This window comes from Secundilactobacillus mixtipabuli (assembly GCF_002217925.1).
GTDB classification, from domain to species: Bacteria; Bacillota; Bacilli; order Lactobacillales; family Lactobacillaceae; genus Secundilactobacillus; species Secundilactobacillus mixtipabuli.
This window is the reverse complement of record NZ_BCMF01000005.1, coordinates 64276-81481: the sequence shown is the minus strand read 5'-3', so window position 1 is coordinate 81481 and position 17206 is coordinate 64276. Positions and strand designations below refer to the sequence as shown.

The following is a 17206-nucleotide window of genomic DNA, read 5'->3' as shown; positions in this document are numbered from 1 at the left end:
AATTTCCGTCCTTCCGAATTTCATAACTATCGATTATAGCAAAGAAAAACCCCGGTGACAACGCACCGGGGAAGGGTTTCACATTAGAAATCAATGATAATTATTAGTGGAAAAACATGTTGAGAATCATAACCATGCAAATCCCGACAACTGAGATAACTGTTTCAAGCACGGTCCAAATTGAAAGTGTCTGCTTAACCGTCAAATCAAAGTATTCTCTGAACATCCAGAAACCAGCATCGTTAACGTGTGAAGCGGCTAATGAACCAGCACCGATAGCAAGTACCATCAGGGCAGGATCAACGCCAGCAGCTGACATCAGTGGTGCCACGATACCAGCAGCAGTTAAAGCAGCAACGGTAGCTGAACCTAAAGCAACACGAAGGACAACGGCAACTAACCAACCGAGGATCAGAGGACTGATACTTGAGTTAGTGAAGATCTTGGCAACTTCATTACCAACACCACCGTCGATCAGAACTTGCTTGAAGGCACCACCACCACCAATAACCAATAGCAGCATGGCAATTGATTTAACGGCGTTTTCAACGGTTTCCATGATGTCTTTCGTAGCCCGTTTACGAGCCCAACCCATTGACCACATTGCAAATAGCAGTGAGATCAGCATAGCGATGGCCGGGTCACCGATAAAGGCAACGATTTGGTCAAGCATGGTTGCGTTCTTAGTTGGCGTTGTTCCGCCATCGACCGTCATTTTGTAGATGGTCGTGATGGCCATTAAGATAACGGGGAAGAGTGACGTCAAAACGGAGATTCCAAAACTTGGTTCATCTTCAGGTGCCATTTCCTTAACTTCACCAAGTGAACTTAAGTTACCTTTTTGCTTGAAAGCAGAAGGGGCAAACTTTTCGGCCAGCTTAGTGAAGAGCGGACCGGCAATGTAGGCAGCTGGAACGGCTACGACAATACCGAACAAGAGCACCTTACCATCACTAGCACCCAAGGCTGCGGCAATGGCAGTTGGAGCAGGGTGAGGTGGTAAGAACCCGTGGGTAACGGATAAGGCAGCAGCCATTGGAATCCCGAGGTAAAGAATTGGGACACCGGCTTCAACGGCAATGGCAAAGACGATAGGAACTAACAGAACCATCCCAACTTCGAAGAACAGTGCAATACCAATAATGAATGACGCGAGCATAATAGCTAATTGAAGTCGTTTTCTACCAAATTTGTTGATTAAAGTTGTGGCGATTTTGTGAGCACCACCGGCATCGGCAACTAACCGACCCAGCATAGCACCAAAACCAAAGACTAATGATAATTCACCTAATTGGCTCCCAATACCAGTTTCGATACTGGCCGCAATCTTAGTGAGGTTCATGCCAAGTAAAATGGCAGTTAAAACAGAGGTTAAAATCAGAGATACGAAGGTGTTCATTTTGAATTGAATAATCAAAACTAACAGGAATAGGATCCCGATTACTAACGCAAGTATTTCCATAATTAGAAAGCCCTTTCAGAAATAACCTTGGAAACGCCAGGACGGCGTTTCACAGCGACAAACAACAAGAAACCCTTTTTAATGTTTAAAGTTGACACCCAATAATAAATTAGAGATCGTTATTCGATGCTTTTTTCTTAGCATCTTGACTGCGTTGGAAATCGGCAATGGCCTTGTATTCAGTCTGTAAATGCCGACTCAAACGGATATAGATTGGTACCAGCGCACGGTAGGCTTCGTAAGTATCAGGGTTTGGATGGTGAACGTTAGTCACACCAACAAACTTCTTAACTTCACTGAGGTCATCGATCAGACCGAGACTGTACATCCCTAGAACAGCTGCGCCTAAAGCAGTTCCCTCAACACTTTCTGGAATCGTGACATCCTGCTCAAAGATGTCAGCTAACATCTGACGCCAGAGAGCTGAGCGGGCAAAACCACCGGTGGCTTGAATGCTGACCGGCTTGCCAACAACTTCTTCCAGTGCGATCAGCACCGTGTAAAGATTGTAAACAATACCTTCCAAAGCTGCCCGAACCATGTGGGCACGGGTGTGGTTCCGTGTTAAACCAAAGAAGGAACCACGAGCGTTAGCATCCCAAATTGGGGCCCGTTCGCCACCAAGGAATGGGTGGAAGATCAAGCCATCTGAGCCTGCAGGAATCTTAGAGGCAATCTCAGTCAATAAGTCGTAGCTGTCGATTTTCATCTGTTCCGCGGTAATCTTTTCGGGGGCAAAGAGCTGGTCTCTGACCCAACGGAAGACGATACCACCGTTGTTAACGGGCCCGCCAACGACCCATTTGTTAGGTGCGAGGTAGTAACAAAATACCCGGCCTTTAGGGTCGATCTTGGGCTTATCCGTAACCACCCGAACGGCACCTGAAGTCCCAATGGTGACAGCGACGACACCCGGGTCAATGGCGTTAACACCAAGGTTGGCCAGTGGGCCATCAGAGGCACCCATCACGAATGGTGTGTTTGGATCGATGCCAATCACCTTAGCGTAATCTTCATTCATACCAGAAACAGTATCAGTTGTATCAACCAATTTAGGTAATTGATCACGGGAAACGCCAGCTAACTCAAGCGCCTGATCATCCCAGTCCATCTTGAAGATATTGAACATCCCGGTTGCATTGGCAATGGAGTAATCTTCTTGCAAAACACCAAAGAGTTTATAGATGACATATTCCTTGATGCCGACAAACCAGCGGGCTTTATCAAAGAGATCTTTGTGTTCGTTACGGAGCCAGATTAATTTGGTAAAGGGAGTCATGGGGTGAATTGGCGTACCCGTTTTTTCGTAGATCTGTTTACCGACACCGTTTTCGCGGAGCTGATCAGCGTATTTAACTGCCCGGTTATCCGCCCAAGTGATAGCGCGGGTCATTGGCTTGTGGTTCTCATCTAATAGAATCAGGCTGTGCATGGCGGCCGAGAAGGAAACCCCCTTAAGTTCGCCAGCACTCAGATTGGCTTTACGTAAAACAGTGGTTAACCCATCAACGATGGCTGAAAAAATCTCGTCTGGATCTTCTTCCGCCATGTCCGGAACATCCTGATAAAGCGGATACAAATTGTTGGAATAACCTTGTACTTTGCCGACATTGTCGAATAATACAGTTTTGACACTGGTCGTACCGATATCAACACCGATCATATAGTCCATTTTTCTATGACTCCCTTTCTGATTCAGTCTTGCAATGTGAGTGTAAAGGACTTTTAAAACGTTTACAAGAATTCACATTCGAAATATAATTTCTTAATACTTTGACCCGTTAATTATATGAAAAAATATTTCATAATTCAAGGGCAAAACAGAAAATTATTTACAAATCAGTTTAAAATGGCTAAAATACTGGGTATAAACCGGATCATCTGCCCGTACCAATTCCTGATAGTGAGTGGTAGAATAAAGCAGAATACTATTAAGTAAAGGTTTATAACAAAATATGTATAAATAGCATTATTTCTAAGATAAAAAGCTTTTTAAATCCTGGATTTCAACGTAGGAGGCAGCCAATTTGGCACAATCAGCGATCAGCAGCATCAGGTCTTACTATCCCAATTTAAGCAAATTACACCAAAAAATTGCCGATTATATTTTTGCTCAGCCACAGATGGTCAGTGATTTAACCATCAACGAGTTAGCGGAAAAGGTGGGGGTCTCGACGGCTTCGATTTCGCGGTTTGCTAAAGCTGTCGGCTATTCAAGCTTCCGTGAATTTAGTCTTGATCTGGCAAACGTTCCTTCAGATGTTAACCGCAGCAGTATGTTTAAAAAGGTTAAGCCAGATGATACACCTAAGGAAATGGCGGAGAAAACCTTTCAGGCGATGATCGATGCCCTGATTTCTACCCGTTCGCTTTTGCACGACGATCAATTGGAAGAAATTACGAACCATATTTTGAAATGTCGCCAACTCGCTTTCTTCGGCTTAGGGGGTTCATCGGTGGCGGCTCTTGATGGCTACCACAAGTTTTTGCGCACTTCCATTAACAGCGAATATTATCCCGATTTTGACGTTCAACTCATGCAAGCCGCTAAAATGGATGAGCACGATTGTGCAATCATGATCTCGCATTCCGGCGAAAACCAGCAGACCCTGACAGTGCTCAAACAGCTTCATAATAATCACGTTCCCGTCATTGCAATCACCAGTTATGGCCGTTCATCCCTGGCACAAAAAGCGGACATGGTGCTGCTGTCACTGGCCGATCAAATGTCGACTACTTCTGACAGTATGTACACCTTGATCGCCCAACTGGCAATGATCGACAGCCTGTTCACCATCGTGGCGGTTAAGTTGTCCAACAAGACTGAGGCCGTTATGAACCGCGTCAAAGCAGCCATTAATCAGACGAGAACTTAATCATTTGCTAAGCTCAGCCATGAATTTTAAAAAGCATGGTAAAATAGAGTTGATAACGGGACAAGGGATGAGCAGGTTTGAAACGTAGACGAATAGAACCGATTTATACGAATACCTATACACAGCTGCGTAACCGTTCACGACGATTACGCTTCTTTTCGACCTTACTGATACTGATCGTCATTATTGGTGGCTGGTTTGGTTACCGGCACTATCGTGATCAGCAGTTAAGCCATTATCCAGTTAAGGGCGTGACGTTGAATCAGGCAAACGGGTTTGTGGATTTTCAGCAACTGGCACATCAAGGTTACCAGTTCGCCTATTTGCGGGCGACATCAGGGGCAACCTATACGGATGATCAGTTTCAGAGCAACTATGATCGTGCACAGGGCAGTAACCTTGAAATCGGTGTTTATCACGTTTACAGCTACACCACGTCTCCTAAAGCGCAGTTTAAGAACTTTAACCAGGAAGCTAGCCGGCGAAAGGGACAGTTACCCGTGGCGGTTCAAGTCACGACATACGGTGATTACGATGCCAAGTATCTTAAGCAGCCGGTACCGCAAAAACGGTTATTGCAATTTCTCACATTACTGCAGCAATATAAGAACCAGCGGGTGATTATCTGGTGTACGCCGACTGTCTGGCGTGCGCTGAGTCACTCTGAGCTTAATCAGTACCCGGCCTGGCTGCAAACAACTAGTTTGTCACATGAGAATAAGCAAGTGGCCCTTATTGCTTATAATGATCAAGCCACTATCAAATTAAACGGCCAATCGCAAACGGTTGGGGCATCCGTATTTAATGGTTCCCAGCGTCAATGGAATACGTGGATTACGAAGTAATGGCTATTAAAAAAGAAGTCGCCTGATAACTTGTCAAAACAAGTTATCAGGCGACTTTAGTGTTTATTAATTTGTATTCGAAATAATATAGTAAATGATATCGTCTGCTTCATCAAAGAGTTTAACAGGGACTTTTTCGTTGGCTGTAATCGTGATGTGGTAGCCATAGTGATCTAATAAAACAAGCTTATCGTTCGTTAATGTTTCTACCTTGCAGGGGATGGTGTGATGATCGATGCTGATCGTCAAATCTGGGCCGATCACTAGTTTGTGTGTCCGATCCGTTTCAGAATGGCGCAGTTGCCATGAACCAATGAAAATCATGGGGGAAAGGTTCGTCTCATGAGCAGCTTGCTTCGATATTTTTTGAGAAGACCGCATCAAACTGTGAATCAACGTTCGACTTGAGTGGAACAATTCTTTTGCGTTCATGTTTGGTCTCCTCCTTTTTTCAATTCTCTCAATTAATTCTAACATGTTTATAAACGAATTCCTCATCCTTTAACTTAAATTAAAAAATAAAATCGACTTCTAATTATCATTTGAGTTTGGAACTGCTATCATGGAGTTAAAAGCAGAAAGAGGGGGCCCTTTTTTTTAATGATAAACTTTGGGATCATCGGTACTAATTGGATTACTCAGCAATTCGTGGAGGCTGCCCAAACCTCCGGATTGTACCAATTGACCGGAGTCTATTCAAGACACCAAGATACTGCAACTGACTTTGCTCAAAAAAACGGTGGGGCAAACACTTATACCGATTTAGACAGTTTCTTTGATCAGGGCAACTTTGATACGGCCTACATTGCGTCACCTAATAGTCTGCATTTTAGCCAGGCCAAAAAGGCAATTGAAGCCGGTAAAAACATTATTGTTGAAAAGCCAGCTTTTGAGAATCAGGCGCAAATGGAACAGATTCAGGAATTACTTAAGCAACATCCAGAACTGCACTATTTTGAGGCGGCTAGAAACATTCACACACCAAACTTTCACGCCATTGAGAAGCAGTTAAAACAGATGCCTGTCGTGCAAGGTGCTAACCTGACCTACATGAAGTACAGTTCACGGTACGATCAGGTACTGGCAGGCAAAGAACCAAACGTCTTTTCACTGAAGTTCGGTGGCGGTGCTCTGCAGGACTTAGGGGTTTATCCGCTATATGACGCCATTGCACTGTTTGGCATGCCAAATGAATTCAATTATTTCCCAGAATTTATTGCCACCGGCGTTGACGGCAAGGGAGTTGCCGTTCTTCAGTACGCTGAATTTAACGTAACGTTGAACTTTGGTAAAACGACTAATTCATACATGGCATCAGAAATTTATGGCTTGAAAGACACCATTGAAATTGATGACGCTGGTGAAATTACGGCTGTGGATTATATTGACTCAGAGGGCCAAAAGACCCAAATCAGCGAACCAGTCACGGAGAATCCGCTGTTGCCAGAAGTCCGCGATTTTGCACGTGTCCTCAACGAACCGGGTAACATTGATTACCAAACTGAATACTTACGCTGGCTGAATCTAAGTGTCCAAGTCAATAAAATGCTGTTTAATCTGCGTCAATCTGGTAAGATTGTCTTTTATGATGAACGTGACAACTAATGAGAAATGAGGGGATCCCACATGATTCCACAATTTAAAAATCGATTTGAAAAATTAGGCTTTGATGAATTATCACCGATTCAATCAGCCGTTTATGAACCCTTAAAAAATGGGGACAGTGTCCTTGGCTTAGCACCCACTGGCTCAGGGAAAACACTTGGCTTCGTGGTTCCAGTTTTAGAGCGGATTGCACCGGGTCAGGGGATTCAGGCGATCATTGTAGCGCCGTCACAAGAATTAGCGATGCAATTAACCCATGTGACACGCAGCTTTGCAACCTTGGTTGATTTAAAGGTCACCTCGATTACCGGTGGTGCCAACGTTAAGCGGCAACTGGAACAGCTGAAAAAGCACCCAGAAATCGTTGTCGGGACACCTGGGCGAATCCTGAATCTCATCGAAGATCACAAATTGAAACCGCACGATGTCCAAACAGTTATTGTTGATGAAGCCGACGATTTGCTTGAAGGGGAAACCTTTGATGCCGTTCGGACGATTCTGCAAAACGTGCCTTCAGAAGTCCAGATGGGCTTCTTCTCAGCAACGGAAACGCCAATTTTAACTGAACTTGAAAAGTGGTTTGGGACACCAGTTACCCGGATCGATGTCCGTGACATTGACCATACCCAAGGAGAGGTCCGTCATGGTCTATTAGAAGTCGGTAACCTGAAAAAGGCCGGGATGCTTGGTAAATTAACCTCGGTTAAACAGTTTAAAGCATTGGTCTTTTTCAACCACGTCGGTTCATTGCAGCAAACTAAGAGCTGGCTCATGCATCACCATGTGCCAGTGGCAACGTTATCAGCTAACCAGCGGCAGACTGAGCGGCAAAAGGCACTGACTGATTTTCGGCTAGGGCGCGTTAAATTGCTGCTATCGACTGACGTTGCTGCCCGTGGTCTGGATATTGCTAAATTACCAGCAGTGGTTAACTTTGATTTACCCGAAACCGCTATTATCTATACCCACCGTGTCGGCCGGACAGGTCGGATGGGCGAACCCGGACAAGTGATCAACTTTGGCGATGATCATGATTTACGTGATTTGAAACGGCTTTTAAAAGACACCAGCTATGAACTGGTCCCGGTTTACTATCAGGACCATAAGTTAAGTACTAAGGTTCCTAAGCGGCCAGAACAAGTACAGGGCATTGATGCCGATCAAGCAGCCGTTGCAGAGGCCAAGGTGGCCGGCGAAGTGCGGACAGATCCAACCAGTGTTCAACCGGATAGCCGCAAGCCAAGGGTCAAAGCAGCTTTGCCAGAACCCATCAAGAAAAAGAAGGGTCACAATAAGCATTCCAAGCGTAAAGGGATGCGACACAAGCGTGAACAATCAAACTAAACGCAACATCAAAAACATGATTCTCACTCGAACAGAGCGTGAATCATGTTTTTGATTTCAGTCAACCTTTAGGTAAGATAGTTGTGCTTGCACTTTGGTTTGATCCGACGATATTGACTAATTACGCGCCAAAACTCAGATTCCGGCCATTTAACGCAAATAATGCCTATTCCGAAAAAGCACGGAATAGGCATTATTTGCGTTAAATTCTGGAATCTACCGAGTTTTGTTACAGCTTATGATGACCCCACCCGGACTCGAACCGGGATCAGCCGCTTAGGAGGCGGGTGCCCTATCCAGTTGTGCTATGGGGCCAAAATGCACACTGAATATTTTCTCATGAATTAGGTTGGTTGTAAAGCACAGTTGAGGTTAACTGTTAGTAGGCTCAGCAATCACCAAAACGTTGGTTAACGCATTACGGACAACGGCAGCAGTGGTTGAACCGACCAATAGGCGGTCAATCGCGTCAGTTCCCGATTTACCCATCACAATGAGATCAACATCGTGGTTTTCGGGATATTCAACAGCGATAACTTGTTTAGGGCTACCATGAAGAATCTCGGTTTTGGCGGTTACCCCAGCTTCTTCGGCAAGTTTTTGCCCTTCAGCTAAAATTGCCGTCGCACGATCGTTTAGCTCTTTATAGTAGCCGCCAGTATTGGCGATACCCGTGCCAGTTACCGTATAAATGAGCCGCTTATCATCGGCAACGTTTACGATGGTGAGCTCAGCGTTAAACTGTTTAACCAGCTTTAAGGCTTCAGAAAGCGCCAACTTAGAGTTATGACTGCCATCTAGTGGCACAACAATGTGATTATACATAAGATCAACTCTTTTCGTAATTATTATTGGACTTAACCTTATTGTGAAACATTTTGAAAGTGGTTTCAAGTCTTTTACGTCACTGTTAATGAGTGTTTCTAAAGGAAACTGTAGACTCAAGTAATGATGGCAAGAAGGTCTGGACAAGCCAAACAGCTTTCTCAACGTCATTATTTATGCTATAGTTTTTTTGATAGAAAATGAGGGATGTACTTTGGATAAACTAGATTTTTATAAACACCATATCGAGAATTCATTGATTGATATCATGAATACTCGTGCTCAAGATAATAATTTTGAACGGCAGTGGCTCCAGCTGCATATTCCTAATCGTGATTTACAATATGCAATCTCTCAATTATCCACGTTGAGTTTAAAACTACTGCAGCAAGTTGTTGCTTTAGCACCCGTATCCGAAGATCAATTGGTAGAGGCAATGAATCTTAGTTTTGGCGTGATTGCCAAAAACATGAATAAACTTTCCCGTCTTGGTTTTGTGACGAAGTCAGCGCCAGAACAGCGGAATGCGATTTATCAGCCAACAAAGGTGGGCAACCAAGTGGTGGCGGTTCAAGATCAACTGGCTGAATTGCTGGATAAACAGCATTTGGAGCTGGTCGATCGGTATACGCCGGAGCAGCTGAGTTTAATTGCCGCTTTCTTGCAGGACCTGCAGCACAGTCATTAAAAATACCCTAAGTTACTAGTCGTCTGACTAGCCGCTTAGGGTATTTTAGGTTACTTTTTAAAAATGATCCATTTTGAAAAGAAGTAGTTAATGAGCACAACGACAACGTTATCAATGATTTTAACGAACAGAGCATTACCAGAAAGTAATGAGACACCAACAAACATGATGAATTCATCCACGAACAGCGACAATATCCGGAAAAAGAAGAACGTTAACGTTTCCCACAAAAAGGTTTTTAAGTCCATCGATTTAGAATTAAAGACCCAAAGTTTATTGGTAATAAAGGCAAAGACCACAGAGACGAACCAGGCTAACGCCGTCGCAAGCTGTAAGTTCATGTGCGGGTTAAACCAGGCAAAAGCGCCAATGTTGATCAGAGTGGTCAGACCACCGAAAAAGAGGTAGCTGACAACTGACTCGTATTTTTTATATAAGTTCCATAGGGTATGCATATTAAATTCCTTGCTCTACTTTTTTTCTTTGACGATGTACTTTGGCCGGTGCTTGGTTTCCAAATAAATCTTACCAATATATTCACCTAGGATACCAAGACTGAACAACTGAATACCGCCTAGTAGAAGGATGATGGAGACCATTGATGGCCAGCCGGCAACGGCATCGCCCACCATTAAAGCCCGAACGATGACGAAGATGAAGCCAATGACGGCCAATACACAAGAGATACCGCCGATCCAAGTGGCAATCTTAAGTGGCGCATCTGAAAAGTCTACGATACCATCAATGGCATAGTTAACCAGCTGCATGATTGACCAATGGGAGGTCCCTGCAGCTCGTGGCTGACTTTCATATTTCAGGTAGGTTGTTTTGTAGCCGACCCAAGCGAAAATTCCCTTTGAGAAACGGTTATACTCGGGTAGGGACGTAATCGTGTCCACCATCTCGCGAGTCATCAAGCGGTAATCACGAGCGTTTGGTTCGATGCGGACTTCAGAAATGGAGTCAATCACGTTATAAAATTGAGTAGAAAGAAACGCTCGAATCCGGCCCTGACCGCGACGTTCCTTTTGAATGGTACCGACACAGTCGTAACCGTCGTTTTCAATCAAATCAATCATTCTTGGCAATAATTCTGGTGGATCTTGTAAATCAACGTCCATCACGGCAACTAAATCACCAGTTGAGGCATCCAGTCCGCAGGCTAGGGCGGATTCTTTCCCAAAATTACGTGAGAATGATAGGTAGTGCACTGTGTCTGGGTGTTGCTGTTGTAAGTCCTTTAAAATTGACAGTGTTTTATCGCTAGAACCATCGTTAACAAATAAGTATTCAGGCTGATAGCGTTCTGATGTTTCATTAATCGTATCAAATACTTTAGCTACAGCATCATAAAAAATATTGATCGACTCTTGTTCATTATAACAAGGTACGATCAGGCTGAGGGTACGCATAGATATCCAACCTTCCCTTCTTAGGCTAAGTTCTATAATAAGGCAAATCCGAATAATAACAAAGTTAAAATTGTTTAAGTTTCTAAAAATAGTGGGTTAAGTCTGTAAAATTAATCAGAATTGTATCTCTAAAACAAGTGTTCTGGTACAATTATAGGCGACCATTCAATTCAAATAAGGAATTATCTGAAACGTAAATCCATCACTCGGGAGTATTCAAAAATATGACTAAACCAATTAAAGTAATGACAGTTTTCGGTACCCGGCCAGAGGCCATTAAGATGGCACCGATCGTCTTAAGAATGCAACAGGATACCGTCCATTTTACACCAATTACAGTTGTCACGGCTCAGCACCGAGAGATGCTCGACCAAGTTTTAGACATTTTTAAAATTAAGCCTGATTATGACTTGAATATTATGAAACCTAACCAGACCCTCGCTCAGATTACGAGCCGGGTATTGACCCATTTAGATGGCATCATTGATGAAGCTCAGCCAGATATCATTCTGGTACACGGTGACACCACTACGACATTTGCTGCCAGTGTCAGCGCGTTTTATCACCAGATTCCCTTGGGCCACGTTGAAGCCGGGCTGCGAACTTGGGACAAGTACTCACCTTATCCAGAAGAAATGAATCGACAGCTCACCGATATTTTAAGCGATTACTACTTTGCGCCAACGACCTTAAGCCGGGAGAACCTGCTCAAGCAGAATCATCCGGATGACCGCATCTTTATCACCGGTAATACGGCTATCGATGCCCTTCAGCAAACGGTTGACGAGAATTACCACCATGCAGTTCTCGACCAGATCGATGATCAGCAGCGAATCATCTTGCTGACCATGCACCGTCGTGAAAACCAGGGCGAACCGATGAAACGGGTTTTTCGTGCGATCCGCAAAGTGATTGCAGCTCATCCCGACGTTGAACTGGTCTACCCGGTCCATTTGAGCCCTGCCGTCCAAAAAGTCGCTAAGGCTGAACTGGGCGATGCTGAACGGGTCCATTTGATCGAACCGTTGGACGTGGTTGACTTCCATAACCTGGCGGCTCGCAGTTACTTGATCATGACGGATTCAGGCGGTGTTCAAGAAGAGGCCCCTTCACTAGGCAAGCCAGTTTTGGTCTTGCGGGACGAAACCGAACGGCCTGAAGGTGTCAAAGCCGGTACCTTGAAGCTCGTGGGAACTGACCCTAAAGTCGTGACCCAAGCGATGGAAACCTTGTTGACGGATGAACAGGCTTACCGTCAGATGGCAGAGGCCAAAAACCCCTATGGGGACGGTCACGCTTCAGAACGAATTTTAACCGCTATTGAAGAACATCAGCAGCAACTGTGAGGGTAGATCATGCAAACAGGAATAAAGGGCTTTTTAAAGCAGCTTATCCACCGCTTTAATAACGCAAATATTAATGATTCAGCCGCGGTACTGTCTTACTATATGCTGCTGTCAATTTTTCCAATTATGCTGATTGCAGGGAACTTGATTGCCTTTCTGCACTTTAACAGCAACGGGGTGCTGCGTTATATTGAACCAGTCTTGCCAGACCCAGTTTATCAGACATTGGCGCCAATTATTCGGTCCTTTCTGGAACAGGGAAGTACCGGGACGTTATCATTAGGGGTTATCGTCACGATTTGGTCTGCCGGACGAGCTGTTTCAGCTTTTCAGCGTAGTATTAACTTAGCGTATGGGATTGAACAGCCTAACGCCATTATCAGTCGGTTTTTTTCGTTCATTTTAATTTTATTAGCCATTATTTCGATTGTGATGATTGCAGTGCTTTTCAGTTTGAGTGAGTGGCTGGGACGGTACATTAAACCCTGGTTTAACCTTTCCAATCATTTCACGGATTTTATTGGCAGTTTGCGCTGGCCAATTTCGTTTCTATTTATTTTCTTACTGAGCGGCCTACTATACATGGTTGTCCCATCTGCCAAGGTCAAGTTACGTTATGTTTGGATCGGGGCCTTTGTCACCACGATGGGCTGGTTAGTCCTCGCTCAAGGGTTTTCGATCTACATTCGTTACTTTGCCCGTAATATCACCGGTTACCAGACTATTGGGACCTTCATCATCTTGCTTATTTGGATGAACATTTCAGGGATTATTCTCCTAGCTGGCGGGGTCATTAACGCAACTGTTCAGGAGTGGCGCCAGGGTGAAATTGAAAAACTCGATATTATGCAAAACATTGTTGATCAAGCCAGGGGCACTCACCGTAAACGGCAAACAAAAAGAAGGCCCGCTTCAAGTGTTAAAAAGAAGCGGCCTTCTAAACGGCGACCGTGATTATTTAACTTGGTCAACAAGCTTTTGAGCCATTGCGTCAAGGACTTTGATGTCATCATCTTCGGGTTCCAAATTGATTTTGATATCATCAGCACCCTGAGTTGCACCAGCTTCTTTGAGCGCTTTACTGAACGCATCCACGGCAACACAGAAATCATCGCCATAGAAGGTATCGCCAGAACCAGCAACACCGTAGACTTTTCCAGTTAAATCAACGTCTTGCAGATCATCGTAAAAGTCCATGCCTTCTTCTGGTAGTTGACCGTCGTCGTAGGTATATGGACAAACGACGCAAATATCAACGTTTTCAAGTGAATCAGCATCAGTCTGAGAAATTTCAGATTCTGTCACATCGACACCCAGTTCATCTAATTTTTCTGAAATAATATCGGCAATATCTTCGTTATTACCAGTGATGGTCGCAAACACAACGCATGCAGTTGCCATTAAAGTCGCCCCTATCTTAAAGTATGAATTGTCTTCAGTATAGCAAACTCACAAGGGAGTGTGAAATGACTTGTCAGAGGATTCGTCAACAAAATTGCAAGTGACCAAAATTGAGGCGCAAAAGCGAGCCGGTCGTTATAACATCTATGTTAACGGGCACTACGCTTTTCCGGTCAGTGAGGATGTTCTGATTCGTTATCGGTTGCTGAAGGGAACTGAACTGACCAAAGAGCTGATTGCGACCCTGCAATCAGCAGATAATCAGTCAAAGGCTTTTGAGCTGGCATTAAATTATCTTTCCTATCAACAACGAACGGAAAAAGAACTCAGTGATTATTTAGTTAAAAAGGAAGTGCCAGCAGAAACCATTGCACCCGTGATGGCACGGTTAGTAGATGAAAACCTGCTTGATGATGACCATTACGCTCACAGCTACGTTCGCACAATGAAACGGACCAGTGATAAGGGGCCTACCGTTATTCGACGAAATCTAAAGCAGCGTGGCGTCAAAGATCAGCTGGTCGACAATGCGCTGGCGGAAGATTATCAGTCGGCAGAGCAGTTAGAGCGGCTGAGCGAGCTGGTTGAAAAGCTCAAACGCCAGTATCAAAAAAAGACCCCGACGATTCAACGACAGAAGGTTCAGCAACGATTAGTTGAAAAAGGGTTTTCTTTCGACCTCGTCGGCCAAGCGCTTGCTGAGACCAGTTTCGAGATGGATTCAGAAACTGAGCTGGATCTGTTGACTGCCCAAGCCGAGAAACTGTGGCGCAGATATCACGCTAAGCCAGAACGGGAGCGTCAGCTGAAGATTCGACAGGCGCTATACCGGAAGGGGTTTGACAGTGATTTAATTACCAAGTGGCTTCAACAAAAGGCTGAAGAGGAGAGCTAGTGCCTTAACCATTGTGTTGCTTAATTGGGTTTGCTATAATGAAAGGCGAATTTAATTAATCATACCCGACACTTTGGAAAGTAGGGTTTAATATGGCGCGCGAAGCTAGAGGACCTAAGGAAGGCGACTTCATTACGATCAAAAGCTATAAGCACGACGGCAGTTTGCATCGAACTTGGCGCGATACAATGGTACTTAAAACAAGCGAAAACGCCTTGATCGGCTGCAATGACCATACATTGGTGATTGAAGACGATGGGCGGCGATGGGTCACTCGCGAACCAGCAATTGTTTATTTTCATAAACACTATTGGTTTAATGTTGTCGCAATGATTCGGGATAATGGCGTTTCTTATTACTGTAATTTGGCAACGCCCTATGTCTTAGATAAAGAAGCATTAAAGTATATAGATTATGATTTAGACGTGAAAGTTTTTCCTGATGGAGAAAAACGGTTGCTTGATATTGACGAGTACGAAGTATTTAGTCGTCGCTGGCAGTATCCGCCTGAAATTGACAAGATTCTGAAAGCGAATGTTTTGATTTTGGTCGACTGGATCAATAATCGTAAGGGTCCGTTCTCGAAGGAATACGTTGATCTATGGTACTCACGCTATCTCGAGCTTTCCCGTCACAAGTAATGGGGTTGCTTCAGAAAAAAGCGAGGTTGAGCCAAGAGGCTGACCTCGCTTTTTGTATGTGCAGAATATGGTAAAATAAGAGCAATTATTTTAATCAGAAAGGGGGCATTTAGATGTTCAATCAGGTACAGCGCTCCAAACTTTTATTTTGGTCGTTGGAAATCCTTATTGTGGCAACGCTCATTTGGGTGTGCACCAAGCTGGGGTTCTTATTTGCCCCCATTGGGACTTTTTTCAGAACGATTTTCATGCCCATTTTATTGGCGGGAATTCTGTATTACATGTTGAACCCAATCGTTAAGCTGCTGCAAAAGGTAAAGCTTGGTCATTATCGGCTTAACCGGACTTGGTCGGTGGCGATTTTGTTTTTATCCCTGTTTGGCATTTTAGCGGGCGGTTTATTCTGGCTGGTACCGAAGCTGATTCAGCAAGTTGCTACTCTGGTGCGTAACGTGCCCCATATTGTTCGCATGATTCAGGAAATATTGAATCGGTTAAATCAGCACTTAAGTCAGTACGATTGGCTAAAGAACGTTAATTTCCAGTCCTATGCGTCCCAGTTAGAACACGGCCTGTCAAATTATGCGCAGACTTTTATGACGGGTTTGACGACGAGCGTGGGAACGGTGATTGGGTTAGCCACTAGTGTGACGATTGTGGCTGTCACCGTGCCAGTGATGTTGTTTTACATGTTGAAGGATGGTCAAAAACTAATGCCGGCGCTGCGACGGCTGCTGCCAGCTAAGCATGCTGACCAGACGATGGACATTCTTGCTCAAATGAGCGAGACACTCTCCCACTATATTGGTGGGCAAGTGATTGAATGTTTGTTTGTCATGACGTTTACCTCGATTGGTTTTAGTCTGGTGGGACTGAAATACGGCCTGCTGCTGGGAATTTTTGCTGGTATGTGCAATATCATACCGTACGTTGGCCCTTACATTGGTGTTTTGCCAGCAGTTATCGTGGCAATCGGGACGAGTTTGGTTGAAGTGATTACAGTCCTAGTTGTCACCGTGATCGTTCAGCAAATTGATGGTAACTTTGTTTATCCGAATGTCATTGGCCGAACCCTCAAAATTCATCCGCTGACGATCATCATTATCTTGCTGGTAGCCGGTAATATTGCTGGACTCATGGGGATGATTTTAGGGGTACCCTTATATGCTGTGGTGAAGGTGATCGTCGAGAATATCTACCACATTTGGCAGCTGCAAAATGAACGGCGAGATGAAAGTCAAGAAAGACCGCCATCAGGAACTTAAACCTTTACTTAAAACGGGTAATATTTCATTGATGTGCGGTTGGGTTGTGTTAAAATTTATGATATTATAGTCGAGTTAGGAAACATGACTTAAATTCATAGTTAAGCGGGAGATTTAAATGAAAAAAGTAATAACGTATGGAACCTTTGATTTATTGCACAAGGGACATGTTCGGCTTTTAAAGCGGGCCGCAGCTCTTGGTGATCATCTGACCGTTTGTTTATCATCAGATGAATTCAACGCAGTGAAGGGTAAAAAAGCATATACGTCTTATGAAGACCGTAAATATATTCTAGAAGCTATCCGGTACGTGGATGAAGTTATTCCTGAAAAGAATTGGGATCAAAAAATCAAGGATGTTCAGGATAACGACATTGATATCTTTGTTATGGGTGATGACTGGAAGGGGAAGTTTGATTTCTTGAAGGACTATTGTCAAGTGATTTACTTACCTCGGACAGAAGGCATCTCAACCACTAAGATCAAAGAAGATTTAGGCCTTAAAGCCGGCCTTGACTGGAAAGAATAATCAGTTGAATGTAACGACAAATATCCCCAGTTGCGACTAGGGATATTTTATTGCAATTTAAAGTGAGGTTAA

Annotated in this window: 18 protein-coding genes and 1 tRNA gene; 11 read left to right on the top strand and 8 right to left on the bottom strand. The window is 44.1% G+C overall.

All coding sequences use genetic code 11. The features are described 5' to 3' along the window. Positions 1-103: 103 nt before the first annotated feature. Together IWT5_RS05610 and gntK are read right to left on the bottom strand one after the other, a co-directional pair. Complete coding sequence (locus tag IWT5_RS05610; protein ID WP_089108980.1) at positions 104-1462, bottom strand: gluconate:H+ symporter; 1359 nt, start codon at positions 1460-1462, stop codon at positions 104-106. Between the two features lie 109 nt (positions 1463-1571). After that, positions 1572-3134, bottom strand: a complete 1563-nt coding sequence (gene gntK / locus IWT5_RS05605) for a gluconokinase (RefSeq protein ID WP_089108979.1) — start codon at positions 3132-3134, stop codon at positions 1572-1574. A 355-nt stretch (positions 3135-3489) separates the two neighbouring features. On the opposite strand from gntK, the gene IWT5_RS05600 reads away from it, so the two are divergent. Then, the gene (locus tag IWT5_RS05600; protein WP_225360235.1) at positions 3490-4338 is read left to right on the top strand and encodes a MurR/RpiR family transcriptional regulator; all 849 of its coding nucleotides are present in this window, start codon (positions 3490-3492) and stop codon (positions 4336-4338) included. A gap of 77 nt (positions 4339-4415) precedes the next feature. After that, positions 4416-5183: a GH25 family lysozyme gene (locus IWT5_RS05595; RefSeq protein WP_089108978.1), complete on the top strand. Its 768-nt coding sequence runs from the start codon at positions 4416-4418 to the stop codon at positions 5181-5183. Positions 5184-5249: 66 nt separating this feature from the next. Here the strand turns inward: IWT5_RS05595 and IWT5_RS05590 are convergent, their stop codons facing one another. Continuing rightward, a complete protein-coding gene (locus IWT5_RS05590; protein WP_159459294.1) occupies positions 5250-5615 on the bottom strand; it encodes a DUF4828 domain-containing protein in 366 nt (121 codons plus the stop codon). A 168-nt stretch (positions 5616-5783) separates the two neighbouring features. On the opposite strand from IWT5_RS05590, the gene IWT5_RS05585 reads away from it, so the two are divergent. Together IWT5_RS05585 and IWT5_RS05580 are read left to right on the top strand one after the other, a co-directional pair. Further along, the gene (locus tag IWT5_RS05585; RefSeq protein WP_089108976.1) at positions 5784-6788 is read left to right on the top strand and encodes a Gfo/Idh/MocA family protein; all 1005 of its coding nucleotides are present in this window, start codon (positions 5784-5786) and stop codon (positions 6786-6788) included. 21 nt (positions 6789-6809) lie between these two features. After that, positions 6810-8132 (top strand): DEAD/DEAH box helicase, encoded by a 1323-nt coding sequence (locus IWT5_RS05580; RefSeq protein ID WP_089108975.1) that lies wholly within the window; start codon positions 6810-6812, stop codon positions 8130-8132. A gap of 242 nt (positions 8133-8374) precedes the next feature. Here IWT5_RS05580 and IWT5_RS05575 read toward each other — a convergent pair. Further along, a tRNA-Arg gene (locus IWT5_RS05575) sits at positions 8375-8447 on the bottom strand. Positions 8448-8504: 57 nt separating this feature from the next. Beyond that, a complete protein-coding gene (locus tag IWT5_RS05570; protein ID WP_089108974.1) occupies positions 8505-8957 on the bottom strand; it encodes a universal stress protein in 453 nt (150 codons plus the stop codon). A gap of 214 nt (positions 8958-9171) precedes the next feature. On the opposite strand from IWT5_RS05570, the gene IWT5_RS05565 reads away from it, so the two are divergent. Then, positions 9172-9645 (top strand): hypothetical protein, encoded by a 474-nt coding sequence (locus tag IWT5_RS05565; RefSeq protein WP_089108973.1) that lies wholly within the window; start codon positions 9172-9174, stop codon positions 9643-9645. 50 nt (positions 9646-9695) lie between these two features. Here the strand turns inward: IWT5_RS05565 and IWT5_RS05560 are convergent, their stop codons facing one another. Then, on the bottom strand, positions 9696-10100 hold the full coding sequence (locus tag IWT5_RS05560; protein ID WP_089108972.1) for a GtrA family protein: 405 nt from the start codon (positions 10098-10100) through the stop codon (positions 9696-9698). Positions 10101-10115: 15 nt separating this feature from the next. Further along, the gene (locus IWT5_RS05555) at positions 10116-11057 is read right to left on the bottom strand and encodes a glycosyltransferase family 2 protein (RefSeq protein ID WP_089108971.1); all 942 of its coding nucleotides are present in this window, start codon (positions 11055-11057) and stop codon (positions 10116-10118) included. A 224-nt stretch (positions 11058-11281) separates the two neighbouring features. Here IWT5_RS05555 and wecB point away from each other — a divergent pair, with 224 nt between their 5' ends. Beyond that, positions 11282-12403, top strand: coding sequence for a non-hydrolyzing UDP-N-acetylglucosamine 2-epimerase (gene wecB / locus IWT5_RS05550; RefSeq protein ID WP_089108970.1), 1122 nt, complete (start codon positions 11282-11284; stop codon positions 12401-12403). A 9-nt stretch (positions 12404-12412) separates the two neighbouring features. Continuing rightward, positions 12413-13357 carry a YihY/virulence factor BrkB family protein gene (locus tag IWT5_RS05545; RefSeq protein ID WP_089108969.1) on the top strand — a complete coding sequence of 315 codons (945 nt, stop codon included), beginning with the start codon at positions 12413-12415 and terminating at the stop codon, positions 13355-13357. Here the strand turns inward: IWT5_RS05545 and IWT5_RS05540 are convergent, their stop codons facing one another. After that, positions 13358-13804, bottom strand: a complete 447-nt coding sequence (locus IWT5_RS05540; protein ID WP_089108968.1) for a flavodoxin — start codon at positions 13802-13804, stop codon at positions 13358-13360. It abuts the gene before it with no gap. Positions 13805-13874: 70 nt separating this feature from the next. On the opposite strand from IWT5_RS05540, the gene recX reads away from it, so the two are divergent. The 4 genes from recX (at position 13875) to tagD (ending at position 17134) form a co-directional block, all read left to right on the top strand. Beyond that, positions 13875-14699 carry a recombination regulator RecX gene (recX, locus tag IWT5_RS05535; RefSeq protein ID WP_225360234.1) on the top strand — a complete coding sequence of 275 codons (825 nt, stop codon included), beginning with the start codon at positions 13875-13877 and terminating at the stop codon, positions 14697-14699. A gap of 92 nt (positions 14700-14791) precedes the next feature. After that, on the top strand, positions 14792-15340 hold the full coding sequence (gene ntdP / locus IWT5_RS05530) for a nucleoside tri-diphosphate phosphatase (RefSeq protein WP_089088744.1): 549 nt from the start codon (positions 14792-14794) through the stop codon (positions 15338-15340). Between the two features lie 113 nt (positions 15341-15453). Next, positions 15454-16605, top strand: coding sequence for an AI-2E family transporter (locus IWT5_RS05525; protein ID WP_089108967.1), 1152 nt, complete (start codon positions 15454-15456; stop codon positions 16603-16605). A gap of 118 nt (positions 16606-16723) precedes the next feature. Then, the gene (tagD, locus tag IWT5_RS05520) at positions 16724-17134 is read left to right on the top strand and encodes a glycerol-3-phosphate cytidylyltransferase (RefSeq protein WP_089108966.1); all 411 of its coding nucleotides are present in this window, start codon (positions 16724-16726) and stop codon (positions 17132-17134) included. The last annotated feature ends 72 nt before the right edge of the window (positions 17135-17206 follow it).